The organism is Streptomyces sp. NPDC044044 (genome assembly GCF_056434405.1).
Window position 1 is genome coordinate 118,110 of the sequence record NZ_JBWKFG010000012.1, and the last position, 16,491, is coordinate 134,600.

The following is a 16,491-nucleotide window of genomic DNA, read 5'->3' on the forward strand; positions in this document are numbered from 1 at the left end:
GGATTTACACGGGCGGAACGGTCGAAAGGTGACCGACTCCGTGTGCCGCAGCTCCGTGTGCCGCAGCAGGCCCCTACGCAGGGAAGAAGTGTTCGTGAGCGCCGAACCGCCGTCGTCAGGACGCCCCACAGGACCCCCGTCAGGCCCGCTCTCGGGCCCTTCGCAGCCGGGGGAGACCCAGACAGGTTCGACGCCGCCGCCCAGCGGGGACCGGCCGTCGCCGCCCCCCAGCGGTCCGCCGAGCGGCCCTCCGGGTGGCACTCCGGGCGGCCCTCCGGGTGACTCTTCCGGCGGCGCGAGCCCGGACGAGGGCCCTGGCAAAGGGCCGGAGCCGGACCGCCCCTGGTGGAGGTCGGCGCCGCGCGTGGCGGCGATCTCCCTCGTGCTCGTGGCCGCGGTCGTCCTGACCGTCGTGCTCACGCGGCCCGACAGCTCGGACGGCACCAAGGATTCCAGCGGCGAGGTCATCCTCCAGCCCGCGGCGAAGTCGGGCCCCGATCCCTTCACCGAGTCGACGGCACGGGACGACTCCACGCCCTCGTCACCGAGCGCGCTGCCGAGCTCGTCGGCATCGGCCAATGTGACGCGCGGCGTCGACGGCTCCGCCCCCGGCCTCTACGGCGGGACGCGCAAGGTCGGCAGCTGCGACGTGGAGAAGCAGGTCACCGCCCTCAAGGGGGACCCGGCGAAGAACAAGGCGTTCGCCTCGGTCCTCGACATCGACGCGTCAGCCGTCCCCGCCTACCTGCGGGCGCTCACCCCCGTACAGCTGCGGATGGACACGCGCGTCACCAACCACGGCTACCGCGACGGCGCTCCCACCTCCTATCAAGCCGTCCTGCAGGCGGGCACCGCCGTGCTCGTCGACGACCGGGGCGTGCCGCGCGTGCGGTGCGCCTGCGGAAACCCGCTGCTGCCCCCCGTCGCGCAGAAGACCCCCAAGCGGACGGGCGACGCGTGGCCCGGGTACCAGTCGTCGAACGTCGTGGTCGTGGCACCCGCCGTCCAGGTCGTGAACGTATTCGTCATGTACGACCCGAAGAGCGGCGACTGGTTCGAACGTGACAAGGGCGACACGGGCGCCGGCGACACGAAGACCGAACCGCCGGTGACCGAGCCGTCTCCGTCGGCCTCCACTTCCGCGTCGTCTTCCTCGTCCTCGTCCCCGCCCCCGTCCTCCGGCGAGCCCTCCTCACCGCCTGCCTCGTCCGAGCCGCAGACACCCTCCTCGCAACAGGAGCAGCCGCCCACGTCTCAGTCCCCGCAACCGCCGTCGTCGCCAGAGGCAGATTGAGGTTCGTGATCGAGCGGGTGCCCACAGGCGCTAGCGTGGTGGGTGCTGTCGGCGAGGCCCGTGCTGGGGCGGTGCTGGTTCCGCGGCGTAGGAGGGGTTGAACGAGCATGCGGGCCGGAGCGGCGTCTTGAGAATTCTGCACACGTCCGACTGGCATCTGGGCCGGTCGTTCCACCGCGTGAACATGCTCGGTGCCCAGGCCGAGTTCATCGGACACCTCGTCGCCACGGCGCGTGAGCGCGAGGTGGACGCCGTCGTCGTGTCCGGGGACGTGTACGACAGGGCGGTGCCCCCGCTCGCCGCCGTCGAGCTCTTCGACGACGCGCTGCACCGGCTCGCGGACCTCGGCGTCCCGACGGTGATGATCTCCGGCAACCACGACTCGGCGCGCCGCCTCGGAGTCGGTGCCGGACTCATCGGCCGCGCGGGCATCCACCTGCGCACCGCGCCGGCCGCCTGCGCGGACCCCGTGATCCTTGCCGACGCCCACGGGGACGTGGCGTTCTACGGCCTTCCCTACCTCGAACCGGCACTGGTCAAGGACGAGTTCGGGGTGAAGCGGGCCGGTCACGAAGCGGTGCTCGGTGCCGCCATGGACCGGGTGCGCGCCGACCTGGCGGCCCGGACGCCGGGCACCCGTTCCGTCGTCCTCGCCCACGCCTTCGTCACCGGCGGCGAGGCGAGCGACAGCGAGCGGGACATCACGATCGGCGGGGTGGCCGCTGTCCCCTCCGGGGTCTTCGACGGCGTCGACTACGCGGCGCTCGGCCACCTGCACGGCAGCCAGGCCATCAGCGAGCGCGTTCGCTACTCGGGCTCCCCGCTGCCGTACTCGTTCTCCGAGTCCGCGCACCGCAAGAGCATGTGGCTCGTCGAGCTCGGCCCGGCGGGAGAGATCGAGGCCGAGCGGATCGACTGCCCGGTGCCGCGGACACTCGCCCGCATCCGGGGCGACATCGAGACACTGCTCGCCGACCCGGAGCTCGCCCGCCACGAGGAGGCCTGGGTCGAGGCGACGCTCACCGACCCGGTGCGCCCCGACGACCCCATGGCCCGCCTCTGCGAGCGCTTCCCGCACACCCTCAGCCTCGCCTTCGACCCGGAACGCACCCCCGATGACCCGGACGTCTCGTACGCCCAGCGCCTCAAGGGCCGCAGCGACCAGCAGATCGCGGAGGACTTCGTGACCCATGTGCGGGGCGCGGGACCCGATGTGCGCGAACAGGCGGTGCTGCGGGCGGCGTTCGACACCGTGCGCACCGACGACACGGTGCGCGAGGTGGCCCGATGAGGCTGCACCGGCTCCGGATCACCGCGTTCGGCCCCTTCGGCACCACCCAGGACATCGACTTCGACGACCTCTCCGCCGCCGGGCTCTTCCTGCTGCACGGGCCGACCGGCGCCGGGAAGACCTCCGTCCTGGACGCCGTCTGCTACGGCCTGTACGGCTCGGTGCCGGGCCCCCGGCAGGGCAGCGGCCAGGGTGTGACCCTGCGCAGCGACCACGCGCAGCCCGCCGTGCGGACGGAGGTGTGCCTCGAACTCACCGTCGCGGGGCGCCGGTTGGAGGTCACCCGGCAGCCTCCGTGGGAGCGTCCGAAGAAGCGCGGCACCGGCACCACCATGGAGAAGGCGCAGAGCTGGCTCCGGGAGTACGACGCGGCAGCCGATGACGGCGGCGCGTGGAAGGACCTCAGCCGCTCCCACCAGGAGATCGGCGAGGAGATCACGCAGCTGCTCGGCATGAGCAAGGAGCAGTTCTGCCAGGTGGTGCTGTTGCCCCAGGGCGACTTCGCGCGCTTCCTGCGGGCCGACGCCGAGGCCCGCGGCAAACTGCTCGGGCGGCTCTTCGACACGCGCAGGTTCGCCGCGGTCGAGCAGCGACTCGCCGAGCAGCGGCGCGATGCCGAGGGTGCGGTGCGGGAAGGGGACAGGGAGCTCCTCGCCGACGCGCACCGGATGCAGCAGGCCGCAGGGGGCACCCGTGAGGACGTCGAGGACCTTGATGCCCTTGAGTACACGGAGTCGCCGCTGCCCGAGCTTTCGCCCGGCGATCCCGGGCTCGCCGAGTCCGTCCTCGCCTGGGCCGCCGTGGCCCGCACCAGCGCCCGCGAACGGCGCACGATCGCCGGGTGCGCTCTCTCGGCCGCGGAGTCGGTGCAGGCCGCCGCGGGGCGCCGACTGGACGATGTACGCGAACTCGACCGGCTGCAAAGGCGGTTCGACCAGGCGCAGGAGCGGGCCGCACGCCTTGAGGAGCGTGCGGAGGAACACCGGGAGAGGCAGACCCGGATGGACCGGGCGCGCAAGGCCGAGACGGTCGCCCCCACGCTCGGGCTTCGCCAGGCCGCCGAGGAGGAGCACCGCCGCGCGACCGCCGAAGAGACACGCGCGCGCGGCCACCTGCCCGCCACGTTCGCGGACTCCGGCGCGTCGGGACTCGCCGCCGCCGCGCGCAAGGCCGCCGAAGAGCTCGGCGGCCTCGATTCCGCACGGCGCGCCGAGCGGCGCCTCGCCGAACTCGCCACGGAGCGCGCCTCCTTGGAGCGCGAGGAGCGGGCCGACGACGAGCTGCTGCGCGAGGCGGCGGACTGGCTCGACGGCTGGGACCCGAACCGGACCGCACTCCAGGAGCGCATCGAGTCCGCGCAGGAGGCGGCCACGCGTGCGGAGCACCTCGCGGGCCAACTTGAGCCCGCTCAGGGCAGGCTGGACGCGGCCCGCCGCCGCGACCGCCTCGCCCAGGAGGCGACCGCCGCCCACGAACGCGCCCTCGCGGCCCGCGAGCACGCCACCACGGCCCACGAACACTGGCTGACCCTGAAGGAACAGCGCCTCACCGGCATCGCGGCGGAACTGGCTGCGGGCCTGACCGACGGCGCCCCCTGCGCGGTCTGCGGAGCCACCGAGCACCCCGCGCCCGCACCGAGGACCGCGGGTCATGTCGACCGCGCCACGGAGGAATCGGCGCTCGCCGCGTACCGGAAGGCGGAGGAGCGGCGCACGGAGCAGGAGCGGCACCTCGGCGAGGTGCGCGAGTCGCTCGCGGCGGCCGGGGCCGCCGCGCTCGGGTCCTCCGGCGGGGAAGCCGCCGCCGAGGGGTCGGACGACGGGCGATCGGCGGCCATGGCGCGCCCGGAGGGTCCTTCGGTCGAGCAACTCGCCGCATTTGTCGAGAAGGTGCGAGCGGAACACGCCGATGCACGGAGCCGCGCCTCGGGTCTGCACGCTGCCCGGGAGGCCCTCGCCCAGGCCGAGCGCGAGCACGGCCGCAGGGTCGCCGTGCAGCAGGAGGCCGCCGTGCGGGCCGCGTCGCGTACCGCCCTTCGGGACACCCTCGACCGCGAACAGGCAGCCCTGGATGTGGAGTTGACCCGCGCGCGTGGCGCAAGCGGCAGCGTCGCGGCCCGAGCCTCCCAGCTGGAGCGGCAGACCGCGCTCCTGAGCGAGGCGGCGGAAGCCGCACGCGTCGCCGACGACACCGCCCAGCGGCTCAAGGACGCCGACGCGCGACTCGCCGACGCCGCCTTCCGCGCCGGGTTCGACACGCCGAGCGCCGCGGCCGAAGCCCTGCTGGACGACGCGCGCCACCGCGAGCTGCAGCACCGTATCGACGCGTGGCAGAACGAAGAGGCGGCGGTGCGTTCGCTCCTCGCCGAGCCGGACGCGGCCGCCGCGGCCCAGCAGCCGCCCGCCGACCCGCGAGCCGCCCAGGAAGCCGCCGAACAGGCCGACGGGCGGGCCAGGGCCGCCGCCTCCGCACTCGACGCGGCCACGCGGCGCTGCACCGAACTCGACCGGCTCTCCGACCGGTCGGCCGCCGGGGCCCGGCGGCTCGCGCCGCTGCGCGCCGAGTACGACCGCGTGGCACGCCTCGCGGGCCTCGCCGCGGGCACGTCGGCGGACAACGAACGCAAGATGCGCCTGGAGTCCTACGTCCTGGCCGCCCGGCTCGAACAGGTCGCCGCCGCGGCGACCGCACGCCTTCGGCGCATGTCATCGGGCCGCTACACCCTCGTCCACTCCGACGACCGCACGGGGCGCGGCCGTTCGGGCCTCGGCCTGCACGTGGTCGACGCGTGGACGGGCCGCGAGCGCGACACGTCCACGCTCTCCGGCGGCGAGACCTTCTTCGCCTCGCTCGCCCTCGCCCTTGGCCTCGCGGACGTCGTCACCGACGAGGCGGGCGGCGTACGGCTCGACACGCTCTTCATCGACGAGGGCTTCGGCAGCCTCGACGACCAGACGCTCGACGAGGTCCTCGACGTACTGGACTCACTGCGCGAGCGGGACCGCAGCGTCGGCATCGTGAGCCACGTGGCGGACCTGCGGCGCCGCGTCCACGCGCAGCTCGAGGTCGAGAAGGGGCGCGCGGGCTCTGTCGTACGGCAGCGGGGCGGGGTGTGAGACGGGTGTGAGACGGGGTGTGAGGGGCCGCGGTCAGCGGCCCAGCGGGCGCCTCGGCAGGGGCGAGGAGTAGACGATGCTGGTGGTCACGGACCCCAGCGCGCCGATCTTCCCCGCGACCTCCTCCAGGTGGCTCATCGAGCGCGCCGCGACCTTGATCACGAAGCAGTCGTCGCCGGTGACGTGGTGTGCCTCTAGGACCTCGGGGGTCGTCTCGACCAGGTCGTGGAACGGCTTGTAATTTCCGTTCGGGTACCGCAGCCGCACGAACGCCAGAATGGGCAGGCCGAGCCGCTCCGGATCGACCACGGCCGCGTACCCCTGGATCACGCCCGCCTCCTCCAGTCGGCGGACCCTTTCGGTGACGGCGCTTGCGGACATGGAGACGGCACGCGCCAGCTCGGCGTAGCTGGCGCGGCCCTCACGCTGGAGGACATCGAGGATGCGCCAGTCGGTGGCGTCCGTGGAATAACCGGTCATGCCTGAGAGGTAACAGGGGAATCCCCGGCTGATCAAGGGGTACGCCGGTGATCGGCTCTTCTGGGTCGACGGCTTCGCCCATAGATTTTTGGCCATGAGCACAACGACGAAGACACAGCACACCGAAACGAAGACCGCCACGAGCACCCCGAATTCCGTCCTGCGGGTCGCCCCCGCCTCCCCGGCCGCCGCAGCCGCGTACTTCGGCGCGAGCCTCGCCTTCCACGCCGACGTGTCCGACGTCGCATCGGCGCTCGCCGCCGACGGCGACCCCGGCTTCGTCGTGGTCGACTCCCGCTCGACCGCGTCCTGGGACCAGGGGCACATCCCCGGCGCCGTCCACCTGCCCACCGCGCTCATCCCGGAGCAGGCCGGTCAACTCCTCGACAAGGCAGTCCCCGTCGTCACGTACTGCTGGGGCCCCGGCTGCAACGGTGCCACCCGCGCCGCCCTCGCCCTGGCCCAACTGGGCTTCCAGGTCAAGGAGATGCTGGGCGGCTTCGAGTACTGGGCCCGCGAGGGCTTCGAGTTCGAGACCTGGGAGGGCAACGAGCGCCGCACGCCCGACCCCCTGACGGCTCCGCTGGACGCGGAGGACTGCGGCTGCTGAGACGGGGTGGCGGGCGCCGTGCATCACCCCACGTGCGCCCGCCTCATGAGACAGCCCAGGAGCGCCCCGAGCCGGTCCCTTCCAGAGCTTCCGGAGATTCTGCTTCCCGGGCTTCTGCTTCCAGGGCTTCTAGAGCGCCGACAACTCGTCCACCAGGTCATCGAGCCCCAGCGACCCCTGCGACAACGCGGCCATGTGCCACGCCTTCGCATCGAACGCCTCGCCCAGGCGCCGCTGCGCGTTCTCGCGGCCGAGCAGCCAGGCCCGCTCGCCCAGCTTGTAGCCGATGGCCTGGCCGGGGATGGAGAGATAGCGGGTCATCTCGCTCTCCACGTACTCCGTGGGGCGGCTGCAGTGCGCGTCGTAGAACTCCTGCGCGAGGTCAGGGGTCCAGCGCTCGCCCGGGTGGAAGGGCGCGTCCGCCGGGATCTCCAGCTCCAGGTGCATGCCGATGTCGACGATGACGCGCAGCGCCCGCATCATCTGGGCGTCCAGATAGCCCAGCCTGCGCTCGGCGTCCGTGAGGAATCCGAGCTCGTCCATGAGCCGCTCCGCGTACAGCGCCCAGCCCTCCGCGTTGGCGCTGACGAGGCCGATCGTCGCCTGGTAGCGCGAGAGGTTCTCCGCGACGTGTGCCCACTGGGCGAGCTGGAGGTGATGGCCAGGCACGCCCTCGTGGTACCAGGTGGAGACCAGGTCGTAGACGGGGAAACGCGTCTCGCCCATCGTCGGCAGCCAGGTCCGCCCGGGGCGCGAGAAGTCCTCCGACGGGCCGGTGTAGTACGGGGCCGCCGCGCCCCCCGGAGGGGCGATGCGGGACTCCACCCTCCGCACCCGCTCGGCGAGTTCGAAGTGCGTGCCGTCCAGCGCCTCGATCGCCTCGTCCATCAGCTCCTGGAGCCAGACCCGAGCCTCCTCCACACCCTCGATGTGCGTGCCGTGCTCGTCGAGGTGGGCGAGCGCCACCCACGGCGTGGCCGCGCCGGGCAGGATCTTCTCGGCCTCGGTGCGCATCTCGGCGATGAGGCGGTGGAATTCGGACCAGCCGTACGCGTACGCCTCGTCGAGGTCCAGGTCGGCGCCGTTGAAGTACCGGGACCAGCGGGCGTAGCGCTCGCGGCCCACCGTGTCCGGGGCGCCCTCGATCGCGGGCGCGTACACATCCCGCATCCAGTCGCGCAGCGCCACGACCGACGCGGTGGCGGCCCGCGCCGCCTCGTCCAGTTCGGCGCGCAGCGCGTCGGGGCCCTCCGAGGCGAACTCCTCGAACCAGCCGCGGCCCTCGGAGCCGCCGGGTCCCGCCCACTCGCCGAGCTGCCCGATGAAGGTGGCGGTGGGGCGGGGAGCCGCGAACAGCTTGCGCTCCAGGCCCAGTTCGAGCGAGGCCCGATACCCCTCGTACGCGGCCGGCACGGCCCGCAGCCGCTCGGCGATCGCCGCCCAGTCCTCGTCCGTCTCCATGGGCGTCACCGTGAAGATCTCACGCACCGCGTGCGGCACCGTGTGCAGATTGCCGACCGCGCGCAGCCCCTCATCGGCCTCGTGCACGGCGAGCTCGGCGGTGAGCCGCTCCCGCAGCAGGCGCGCGCACCGGCGCTCGGCGTCACTGTCGGCTCCGGGCAGCCGCTCCGCGTCGTCGAGCCGGGCGAGCGTCGTGCGGGCAAGCTCCGCGATGGCGTCCTGGCCCGCAGGTGAGGTGTCCGGGAGCCTGCTGTGGCTGGCCTTGACGCCGAGAAACGTGCCGTTGATGGGGTCGAGGGCGATGAGCTCGTCGACGTAGGCGTCGGCGACCTGGCGAGGCAGCGGGCTCCTGCTCTCGCTCGCGTTCGGGATCTTCGTGTCTGACATGCGGACATCCTCGTACGAGGGACCCGTCCGCGTCATCAAGATGGGCCGGTGGCCTGCCCTTGGTCATCGGCCCCGGCGCCCGGCGGGAGGAGCGGTCCGCACTCCCACTGCTGGAAGATCAACCGTGTCTCCACGCGGGCCACTTCGCGCCGCGACGTGAATTCGTCGAGGACGAGCCGCTGGAGGTCGGCCGTGTCGGCCACCGCCACGTGCACCAGATAGTCGTCGGGCCCCGCGAGATGAAACACCGACCGGGACTCGGGCAGCGCCCTGATCCGCTCCACGAACGGCCCGACGAGCTCCCGCCGGTGCGGTCGCACCTGTACGGAGAGCAGCGCCTCCAGGCCGCGCCCGAGCTTCGCCGGGTCGAGCCGCAGCTGGTGCCCGAGGACCACACCGGAGCGGCGCAGCCGGGAGATCCGGTCCAGACAGGTCGACGGGGCGACGCCGACCTGGGCCGCGAGATCGCGGTAGGTGATCCGGGCATCGTTCTGCAGCAGCCGCAGTATGCGGAGATCCACCGGGTCAAGTACGACAGATTCGGCCACTCGCCGAACGTAGCACGGGGTTCAACTACCGAGCACCGGCCTTTGTTCAGGCTGTCCGGCATGGACACGAACACCGAATCCCGCACCGGATCCGGCCACTCGGCCGCCCCTGCGTCAGCACCGTCGGGGCCGCGCGCCCTCGCGACCGAGGCCGTGCACGCAGGACGCGACGACCTCGCCGGGCTCGGCCTGCACGCCGCGCCGATCGACCTGTCCACCACCTACCCGTCGTACGACACCCGCGGCGAGGCGGCGCGCATCGATGCCTTCGCCGCCGACGGCGCCCTGGACGACGGACCGCCCGTCTACGCCCGCCTCGCGAACCCGACCGTGGCCCGCTTCGAGACCGCCTTGGCCCGGCTTGAGGGGACCGAGAGCGCGGTCGCGTTCGCGAGCGGCATGGCGGCGCTGACCGCGGTCCTTCTCGCACGGGGAGCGACGGGCCTGCGCCATGTCGTCGCGGTCCGCCCGCTGTACGGGTGCAGCGACCACCTGCTGACGGCGGGGCTCCTCGGCTCCGAGGTGACCTGGGTCGACCCCGCGGGGATCGCCGACGCCATCCGCCCCGACACGGGCCTGGTGCTCGTCGAGTCGCCCGCCAATCCGACCCTCGCCGAACTCGATCTGCGCGCGGTGGCCAAGGACTGCGGCACGGTGCCGCTGCTCGCCGACAACACCTTCGCGACGCCCGTCCTGCAGCGGCCCGCCGAGAGCGGGGCGCGGCTCGTGCTGCACAGCGCGACCAAGTACCTGGGCGGCCACGGGGACGTACTGGGCGGTGTGGTCGCGTGCGACGAGGAGTTCGCGCGGCAGCTGCGGCAGGTCCGGTTCGCCACCGGCGGGGTGCTCCATCCGCTCGCCGGATATCTGCTCCTGCGCGGACTGGCCACGCTGCCGGTACGGGTGCGTGCCGCGTCCGCGAACGCGGCGGAGCTGGCCCGCCGCCTTGCCGCCGACCCGCGCGTGCGCCGCGTGCACTATCCGCGGCTCGGCGGCGCCATGGTCGCCTTCGAGGTGCACGGCGACCCGCACGCGGTGACCGCCGGGGTGCGGTTGATCACCCCGGCGGTCAGTCTCGGCAGCGTCGACACGCTCATCCAGCATCCGGCGTCCATCAGCCACCGGGTCGTGGACGCGGCGGACCGGCGGTCCTCGGGCGTGAGCGACAGCCTGCTGCGCCTGTCGGCCGGGCTCGAGGACGTCGAGGACCTGTGGCAGGACCTCGACGGCGCCCTCGGCCCGCGGCCGTCCCGCACCGGCGTGCCGGCCGCGGCTCCTCGGGTCGCTCGGGTCCCTCGGGTCAGTGCTGCCCCGACCGCCCCTGCGGCTGGTCGTACGGCAGCCGTGAGTTGACCGGCGTGGCTTCGAGGCGGGCGGTGATGACCAGCGTGCCTTCCTCGATCTGGTAGTCGAGGGGAAGGCCGAGGCCGCGCATGGCCGCGACCATGCCCGTGTTGGACGCCTGCGTCACCGCGTACACGCTCTCGCAGCCCGCCTCGACCGCCAGCGTCACCAGACGGCCGAGCAGCTCGCTGCCGATGCCGCGGCGCTGCCAGTCGTCCTCGACGAGCAGCGCGATCTCGGTCTCGTCGCCGTCCCAGAGCAGATGGCCGATGCCGACGATGCGCCCGGACGCGGTCTGCATCGCAAGGGTGCGGCCGAACCGCGGGCTGAGTAGGTGGTTGAGATAGCGGTCGGCGTCCCGCACGGGACCGTGGTAGCGCATGCCGAGGGTGCGCTGCGAGCAGCGCTCGTGCATGGCCTTGGCCGCGTCGACGTCGGCGGTGTCGGCCCGGCGCACGGTGATGGAGCTGCCCTCGGCGAGCGTCAGTACGTCCTGGCTGCGCGGGATGCGCGGGCCGAGCCGGGTGTCGAGCTCGACCAGGGCACGCGCACGGGCGAACTCGGTGGGCGTGAACGGCAGGTACGGCCGCTCCACGGTGATCACTTCGCCGTCCGGTGCCCGCAGCCGCAGCACCGTCCCTTCGCCTTCGAGGCCGCCCTCGACGGGCGCGCCGTCCGCGGGCTTGTCGGCCCGTGGCCCGGACGTGCTTCCCTGCGCCTTCGCGGGCAGTGAGCGGATGGTGCAGCGGCCCAGCAACTGGCGTAGAGCGAGCGGCAGTTCGGCGGCGTCGAGAGCGGTGCGGGTGGCAAGGCCGAGGATGCGGGTGGGGGCGTCCACCAGGTCGTGGGCGTCCGCGCGCTCGATCCAGGTGCCCGAGCCGCCCGCGTGCGCGACGCCCCGGCTGATCTCGGCCGCGGGCAGATCGGCGGGGGCGCGCAGCAGGAACTCGTCGACGGTGCCTTCGGCCAGCGGGTGCGCCTGGAGGCTCAGGATGTCGACCTTGCCGTGGGCGAGCGCCGTGCACAGGGCGGCGAGCGAGCCGGGCTCGTCCCGCACCGTGGTGCGCATCCGCCACAGAGTCGTCGCCCCTGCGGACGACTCCGTGGCGAGGGCCCCGGCCCGTTCCATGGCCGTCCGGGGTCCGGTCCGCTGCCCGGCGGCGCCCGGCCGGGCGCCGGTATCGTCCGCCGTCGGGGGTGCGTGGTTGTGGCGGCGTGCCCACCATGTGTGGAACCCGACCGTGGCGCACAGCACCACGGCCGAGATCACGAGGAGGGCGGGGCCGTCGGGGCCGTGCCCGATCATGTTCGCCACCGCGTCCGCCACGGCCACGGCCGTGAACAGGGCGGCGAGCTCCACCAGATCCCGCCGCCAGTGGTGGACGGGACGTCCATGTTTGGTTCGCGTCACATCAGACATGTCAGCACTCATACAGCCACTGTGGAGGAAGGGTGTTGCGTGATCACGAACGTTTTGTGACTGACGAGTTAAGAGGCCTTCTGCCCGTTTAATTCCTCTTTGCTCGCTCTTGGTGTGCGGGCGCGACCTCTTGGTGTGCGTTCGGGGGCGAAATCACTGCTGTCCCACCCGGCCCGGCTGCAGCACCTTGGTGAACAGCACCCCGCCGCCCTCCTGCCGCAGCCGCACGGTCAGCTCGCCACTGTCGCCGTCGATGTCGATCTCGCCGAAGTACTGCGGGGTCTCGGCCGGTGAGGTGTTGGCGCGGTCCGGGGCCTTGATGAACTTCTGCTCGGCGCCGAACGTCCCGTCGAGCTTGAGCGCCTGGAAACCGCCCGCCGCGAGCGGACCCGAGACGAACTCCCAGAACGGCGCGAAGTCCTTGAACGCCGCGCGCGAGGGGTCGTAGTGCTGCGCGGACGTGTAGTGCACGTCGGCGGTCAGCCACACCGTTCCGGTGACCTTGCGGTGCTTGATGTGCCGCAGCAGCTCGGCGATCTGCAGCTCGCGGCCGAGCGGTGCGCCGGGATCGCCCTGCGCGACGGCCTCGAAGTTCGCCGAGCCGTCCGGCACGACGAGGCCGAGCGGCATGTCGGAGGCGATGACCTTCCAGGTGGCGCGCGAGCGCGACAACTCGCGCTTGAGCCACTGCAGTTGCCGGGCGCCCAGGATGCCGGTGGTGTCGTCGGGCTGTCGGCCGGGCGAGTTGGCGTTGCGGTAGGAGCGCATGTCCAGGACGAACACGTCGAGGAGCGGTCCGTGCCGCAGCACGCGGTACACACGGCCGTCCTCGTCGCCCGGCGGGAGCGTCGAGACGGGGAAGTACTCGCTGAACGCCCGCAGGGACCGCCCCGCGAGGACGTCCACGTTCTTCTCCGTGTAGCGGGCGTCGGTCAGGATCTGCCCCGGGTACCAGTTGTTCTTCACCTCGTGGTCGTCCCACTGGACGATGGAGGGCACCTGCGCGTTGAAGCGCCGCAGGTTCTCGTCGAGCAGGTTGTAGCGGAAGGCGCCGCGGAACTCCGCCAGCGACTCGGCGACCTTCGACTTCTCCTCCGTGGTCACGTTCCGCCACACCCTGCCGTCGGGCAGGGTGACGCTGGGCAGGATCGGACCGTCGGCGTAGATGTTGTCGCCGCTGCACAGGAAGAAGTCCGGGTCCCTGCGGCGCATCTCGTCGAAGACGCGCCATCCCCCGCGGTCCGGGTTGATGCCCCACCCCTGGCCCGCGATGTCGCCCGACCACAGGAAGCGCACTCCGTCCTTGCGCCCCTTCGGTGTCGTACGGAACGTGCCGGTGACCGGCTCTCCGGTGCGTCTGGGGTCGTCCGGGTCGGCCAGGATGACGCGGTAGTGGATCTGCTCGCCCGCGGGAAGGCCGCGCAGCCGTGTCGTCCCCGTGAAGTCGGTGTCCGGGCCGAGCACCGGGCCCTTCCACCGGGTGGGGTTGCGGAACGACTCGGTGGCGGACGTCTCCACGATCATGCGGGCCGGACGGTCGGAACGCACCCACACCAGACCCGCGTGCGCGGTCACGTCACCGGCCTGCACACCCCACTCGGCCCGCGGACGTCCCGCCAGGGCGAACGCGGGAGCGGCCCCGGCCAGGGACGGCACGGCCAGCGCCGCCGGAACGGCGAGCGAGCCGCGGAGCACACTGCGGCGGCGAGGGGACGGGCTCGGCTGAGGGTGTGACATGAATGCGCCTCCAGTGACAGGTCGGACCAGTGTGCAGGGCCACAACTAGTGGTGCGCGGCGGCGCACACACAAACCACAAGTGAACAACCGCCCATGGGCACAAGGGAACCAGTGTGCGAACGCTATGTCGCCCACGTCGTCGCCCGAGGCGGCGGCCGGCGGCCGGATCTCCAGACGCAGGTACCCGGTCGCAGGTACCCGGTCGCAGGTCCCGGGTCGCAGGGGCCCCCGTCGCGCGACCGAGGCCGGACGGCCGATGCCCGAAGATCGTTCGCTGTCTAGGCTCGGCGGCAGCGGTGCGCGCCCGAGCGCGCCGCGCGCGAAGGGGGAGTCCCATGCCGGTCAACGGTCAGAGCCACATCCGCATCGCCCGCCCGTCCCGCGACCTCGCGGCGGCCGAGCGCTTCTGGGTGACCGGCCTCGGCCTGGACGTCGTATGGCGCTCGGCGGGCGGCGCCGCTCCCGGCGAGCACGACCTGCTCATGGCCGGGTGGCCCGACGCCTCCTGGCACCTGGAACTCGTGCACGATGCGGACGAGCCCGTCCTGCCCCGCCCCACGGAGGAGGACCTGCTCGTCATCTACCTCGACGAGCCCGTCCCGGACGAGCTGGTGGCGCGCCTCGAAGCGCACGGCGGCACGCGCGTCCACTCGCCCAACCCGTACTGGAACGAGTGGGGCGTCACCGTCGAGGACCCGGACGGCTACCGCCTGGTGCTCTGCACGCGCGCGTGGTCCAACTCCTGATCAGGCTGCCCGGCTCCTGATCAGGCTGCCCGGCTCCTGATCAGGCCGTCGGGCTCCTGATCAGGCCGTCCGGCCGGCATCGGCGAGCAGCCGCACTCCCTCGGCGATCCTGGCGGGCGCCAGGTGGGCGTAGCCGAGGACAAGGCTCACTCCGGAGCCGCCCACCGGGCCGTGGCCGTCGGCGTAGTCGCTCAGCGGCCTGACCGCGACCCCGGCCGCCGAGGCCCGCCGCAGGAAGGCCTCCTGCGGCCCCCAGCGTCCGGGCAGCCGGGCGATGACGTGCAGACCGGCGGCGATGCCGGTCACCTCCGTGCCGGGAAAGTGCTCGTCGAGCGCCGCGACGAGCACGTCCCTGCGCTCCCGGTAGGCGCGCTGGCAGCGGCGCAACTGGCGGTCGTAGTCCCCGCGTTCGACGAAGCGCGCGAGCAGCGCCTGGTCGAGCGCGGGATTGCCCAGGTCCATCATGCGCTTGCGCGCGACGACCTCGTCGGTCATCGACTCCGGTACGAGCAGCCAGCCGAGGCGCAGCCCCGGAGCGAGCGACTTGCTGACCGAGCCCGTGTACGCGACGTGCTCAGGGTCGAGGCCTTGCAGCGCGCCCACCGGGGCGCGGTCGTAGCGGAAGTCCCCGTCGTAGTCGTCCTCGACGACCAGGCCGTCCACGGACCGCGCCCAGTCGAGGAGTTCGGTGCGCCGCCGTGCCGAGTAGCCGATGCCCAGGGGGAACTGATGGGCGGGCGTGGTGACGACCGCGCGCAGACCCCGCTCCCTCAGCGTCCCGGTGACGACGCCTTCGTCGTCGACGGGTACCGGTACCGTGGCGACGTCCGCCGACGCGAACAGCTCGCCGTGCTGAGGGCTTCCGGGATCCTCGACGCCCACGGTGCGCACCCCGCGCGCGTGGAGCACGAATCCGACCAGCGCCATGGCCTGCGCCACTCCGGAGCACACGACGACCGATTCGGGGTCCGCGACCACGCCACGGCGGCGTACGAGCAGTTCGGCCAGGGCCGTACGCAGCCGGGGAAGCCCCCGTGGATCCGGGTAGCCGAGAGCGTCGTGGGGCAGTTCGGCCAGGACGCCGCGGTGAGCGGCCGCCCACGCGGCGCGCGGGAAGAGGGAGAGGTCAGGGGTGCCCGCGATGAAGTCCACGCGCGCGTGGACGGGACGTGGCGCCAGATCGCGTGCTCCTCGCGCGGCCGTGCGCGCGGCGCCGCCCACCCAGGTCCCCGCGCCACGGTCGCTGCGCAGATAGCCCTCGGCCGTCAACTGCTCGTACGCCTCGGTGACAAGCCCCCGTGACACCCCCAGATCGGCGGCGAGCTCACGGCTGGACGGGAGCCGCGTGCCCGGTGCGAGCCGCCCCGATCTGACCGCGTCGCGCAGCGCCGACCTGAGGCTGCGGCCACGGCTGCGGGCGGGGGCCGACGCGGCGGGGAGAAGCAGCTCCCAGGCGGCTGTCCCGGCGAGGGTCGGTCTCGATGTCATGGGCGGATGCGCCTCCAGAGGAGAGAAGGGAGTCCAGAGGAGAGAAGGGAGTCCAGAGGAGAGAAGGGAGGAAGTGATTCCCCGAAGTGGTCCCCGAACCAGCCCCGGAAGTGGACCTTAAACCGGTCCGCTTCTCTTCCTAGCGTCAGGGACATGAACGCGAACCTCACACGCGGGTCCCTGCTCGCGGCCCTCGCCTGCCTCCTCGTAGGCGGCTCCTTCACCGCCAACAGCCTCCTGGGCGACTATCCGTACGCGGGCGGCCAGTTCCTGCGCTACGGCCTGGCCTGCCTGTTGCTCCTGCCGCTGCTCGGGCGGGGCGGCACCGCGCCGCTCCGCCGTCTGACGCGGCGCCAGTGGGGGCGCCTCGCGCTCCTCGCCGCCGTCGGCATGGTCGGCTTCAACCTGGCGATCCTCGCCGCCGAACGCACGGCGGAACCTGCCGTACCGGGCGTCTTCGTAGGCTGCGCCCCGGTCGTCGTGGCCGTCATCGTGCCGCTCCTTGAGGGGCGGCAGCCGCAACGGGCCGTCATGTACGGGGCGTTGATCGTGGCCGCAGGCGCCTTCA

The 16,491-nt window shown here is 72.8% G+C and carries 12 protein-coding genes and 1 pseudogene; 7 read left to right on the forward strand and 6 right to left on the reverse strand.

Going from position 1 to position 16,491, the window contains the following annotated elements:
- Positions 1-94 precede the first annotated feature (94 nt).
- The 3 genes from AC07AG_RS37910 (at position 95) to AC07AG_RS37920 (ending at position 5,701) form a co-directional block, all read left to right on the forward strand.
- On the forward strand, positions 95-1,294 hold the full coding sequence (locus tag AC07AG_RS37910; protein ID WP_478761206.1) for a DUF6777 domain-containing protein: 1,200 nt from the start codon (positions 95-97) through the stop codon (positions 1,292-1,294).
- A 127-nt stretch (positions 1,295-1,421) separates the two neighbouring features.
- Positions 1,422-2,585 carry an exonuclease SbcCD subunit D gene (locus AC07AG_RS37915; RefSeq protein ID WP_478761208.1) on the forward strand — a complete coding sequence of 388 codons (1,164 nt, stop codon included), beginning with the start codon at positions 1,422-1,424 and terminating at the stop codon, positions 2,583-2,585.
- Positions 2,582-5,701: an AAA family ATPase gene (locus AC07AG_RS37920; RefSeq protein ID WP_478761210.1), complete on the forward strand. Its 3,120-nt coding sequence runs from the start codon at positions 2,582-2,584 to the stop codon at positions 5,699-5,701. The genes AC07AG_RS37915 and AC07AG_RS37920 overlap by 4 nt, the downstream gene beginning before the upstream one ends.
- A gap of 33 nt (positions 5,702-5,734) precedes the next feature.
- On the opposite strand, the gene AC07AG_RS37925 is transcribed toward AC07AG_RS37920, so the two are convergent.
- Complete coding sequence (locus AC07AG_RS37925; RefSeq protein ID WP_361047827.1) at positions 5,735-6,181, reverse strand: Lrp/AsnC family transcriptional regulator; 447 nt, start codon at positions 6,179-6,181, stop codon at positions 5,735-5,737.
- Positions 6,182-6,275: 94 nt separating this feature from the next.
- On the opposite strand from AC07AG_RS37925, the gene AC07AG_RS37930 reads away from it, so the two are divergent.
- A complete protein-coding gene (locus tag AC07AG_RS37930; RefSeq protein ID WP_478761211.1) occupies positions 6,276-6,791 on the forward strand; it encodes a rhodanese-like domain-containing protein in 516 nt (171 codons plus the stop codon).
- A 129-nt stretch (positions 6,792-6,920) separates the two neighbouring features.
- On the opposite strand, the gene AC07AG_RS37935 is transcribed toward AC07AG_RS37930, so the two are convergent.
- Together AC07AG_RS37935 and AC07AG_RS37940 are read right to left on the reverse strand one after the other, a co-directional pair.
- A complete protein-coding gene (locus tag AC07AG_RS37935; RefSeq protein WP_478761212.1) occupies positions 6,921-8,639 on the reverse strand; it encodes a DUF885 domain-containing protein in 1,719 nt (572 codons plus the stop codon).
- Between the two features lie 35 nt (positions 8,640-8,674).
- On the reverse strand, positions 8,675-9,187 hold the full coding sequence (locus AC07AG_RS37940) for an Lrp/AsnC family transcriptional regulator (RefSeq protein ID WP_478761213.1): 513 nt from the start codon (positions 9,185-9,187) through the stop codon (positions 8,675-8,677).
- A 60-nt stretch (positions 9,188-9,247) separates the two neighbouring features.
- Between AC07AG_RS37940 and AC07AG_RS37945 the strand changes: the two genes are divergently transcribed.
- Entirely contained in the window at positions 9,248-10,540 is a 1,293-nt protein-coding gene (locus tag AC07AG_RS37945) for a trans-sulfuration enzyme family protein (protein WP_478761215.1), read from the forward strand.
- On the opposite strand, the gene AC07AG_RS37950 is transcribed toward AC07AG_RS37945, so the two are convergent.
- Positions 10,488-11,951, reverse strand: coding sequence for an N-acetyltransferase family protein (locus AC07AG_RS37950; protein WP_478761217.1), 1,464 nt, complete (start codon positions 11,949-11,951; stop codon positions 10,488-10,490). The two genes, AC07AG_RS37945 and AC07AG_RS37950, sit on opposite strands and share 53 nt — an antisense overlap.
- Positions 11,952-12,104: 153 nt before the next feature.
- Positions 12,105-13,688, reverse strand: coding sequence for an alkaline phosphatase D family protein (locus tag AC07AG_RS37955; RefSeq protein WP_478761218.1), 1,584 nt, complete (start codon positions 13,686-13,688; stop codon positions 12,105-12,107).
- Between the two features lie 336 nt (positions 13,689-14,024).
- Here AC07AG_RS37955 and AC07AG_RS37960 point away from each other — a divergent pair, with 336 nt between their 5' ends.
- Positions 14,025-14,435 carry a VOC family protein gene (locus AC07AG_RS37960; protein WP_478761220.1) on the forward strand — a complete coding sequence of 137 codons (411 nt, stop codon included), beginning with the start codon at positions 14,025-14,027 and terminating at the stop codon, positions 14,433-14,435.
- Positions 14,436-14,495: 60 nt separating this feature from the next.
- On the opposite strand, the gene pdxR is transcribed toward AC07AG_RS37960, so the two are convergent.
- Positions 14,496-15,923, reverse strand: coding sequence for a MocR-like pyridoxine biosynthesis transcription factor PdxR (gene pdxR / locus AC07AG_RS37965; RefSeq protein WP_478761222.1), 1,428 nt, complete (start codon positions 15,921-15,923; stop codon positions 14,496-14,498).
- A 153-nt stretch (positions 15,924-16,076) separates the two neighbouring features.
- On the opposite strand from pdxR, the pseudogene AC07AG_RS37970 reads away from it, so the two are divergent.
- Positions 16,077-16,481 (forward strand): annotated as a pseudogene (locus AC07AG_RS37970) (EamA family transporter); the annotation flags it as partial.
- Positions 16,482-16,491: the final 10 nt, after the last annotated feature.

Bases quoted from the DNA above. Each gene is read 5' to 3' on its own strand.
- AC07AG_RS37960 (WP_478761220.1), top strand. From the start codon at position 14,025: ATGCCGGTCAACGGTCAGAGCCACATCCGCATCGCCCGCCCGTCCCGC.
- AC07AG_RS37930 (WP_478761211.1), top strand. From the start codon at position 6,276: ATGAGCACAACGACGAAGACACAGCACACCGAAACGAAGACCGCCACG.
- pdxR (WP_478761222.1), bottom strand. From the start codon at position 15,923: ATGACATCGAGACCGACCCTCGCCGGGACAGCCGCCTGGGAGCTGCTT.
- AC07AG_RS37950 (WP_478761217.1), bottom strand. From the start codon at position 11,951: ATGTCTGATGTGACGCGAACCAAACATGGACGTCCCGTCCACCACTGG.
- AC07AG_RS37920 (WP_478761210.1), top strand. From the start codon at position 2,582: ATGAGGCTGCACCGGCTCCGGATCACCGCGTTCGGCCCCTTCGGCACC.
- AC07AG_RS37935 (WP_478761212.1), bottom strand. From the start codon at position 8,639: ATGTCAGACACGAAGATCCCGAACGCGAGCGAGAGCAGGAGCCCGCTG.
- AC07AG_RS37925 (WP_361047827.1), bottom strand. From the start codon at position 6,181: ATGACCGGTTATTCCACGGACGCCACCGACTGGCGCATCCTCGATGTC.
- AC07AG_RS37955 (WP_478761218.1), bottom strand. From the start codon at position 13,688: ATGTCACACCCTCAGCCGAGCCCGTCCCCTCGCCGCCGCAGTGTGCTC.
- AC07AG_RS37945 (WP_478761215.1), top strand. From the start codon at position 9,248: ATGGACACGAACACCGAATCCCGCACCGGATCCGGCCACTCGGCCGCC.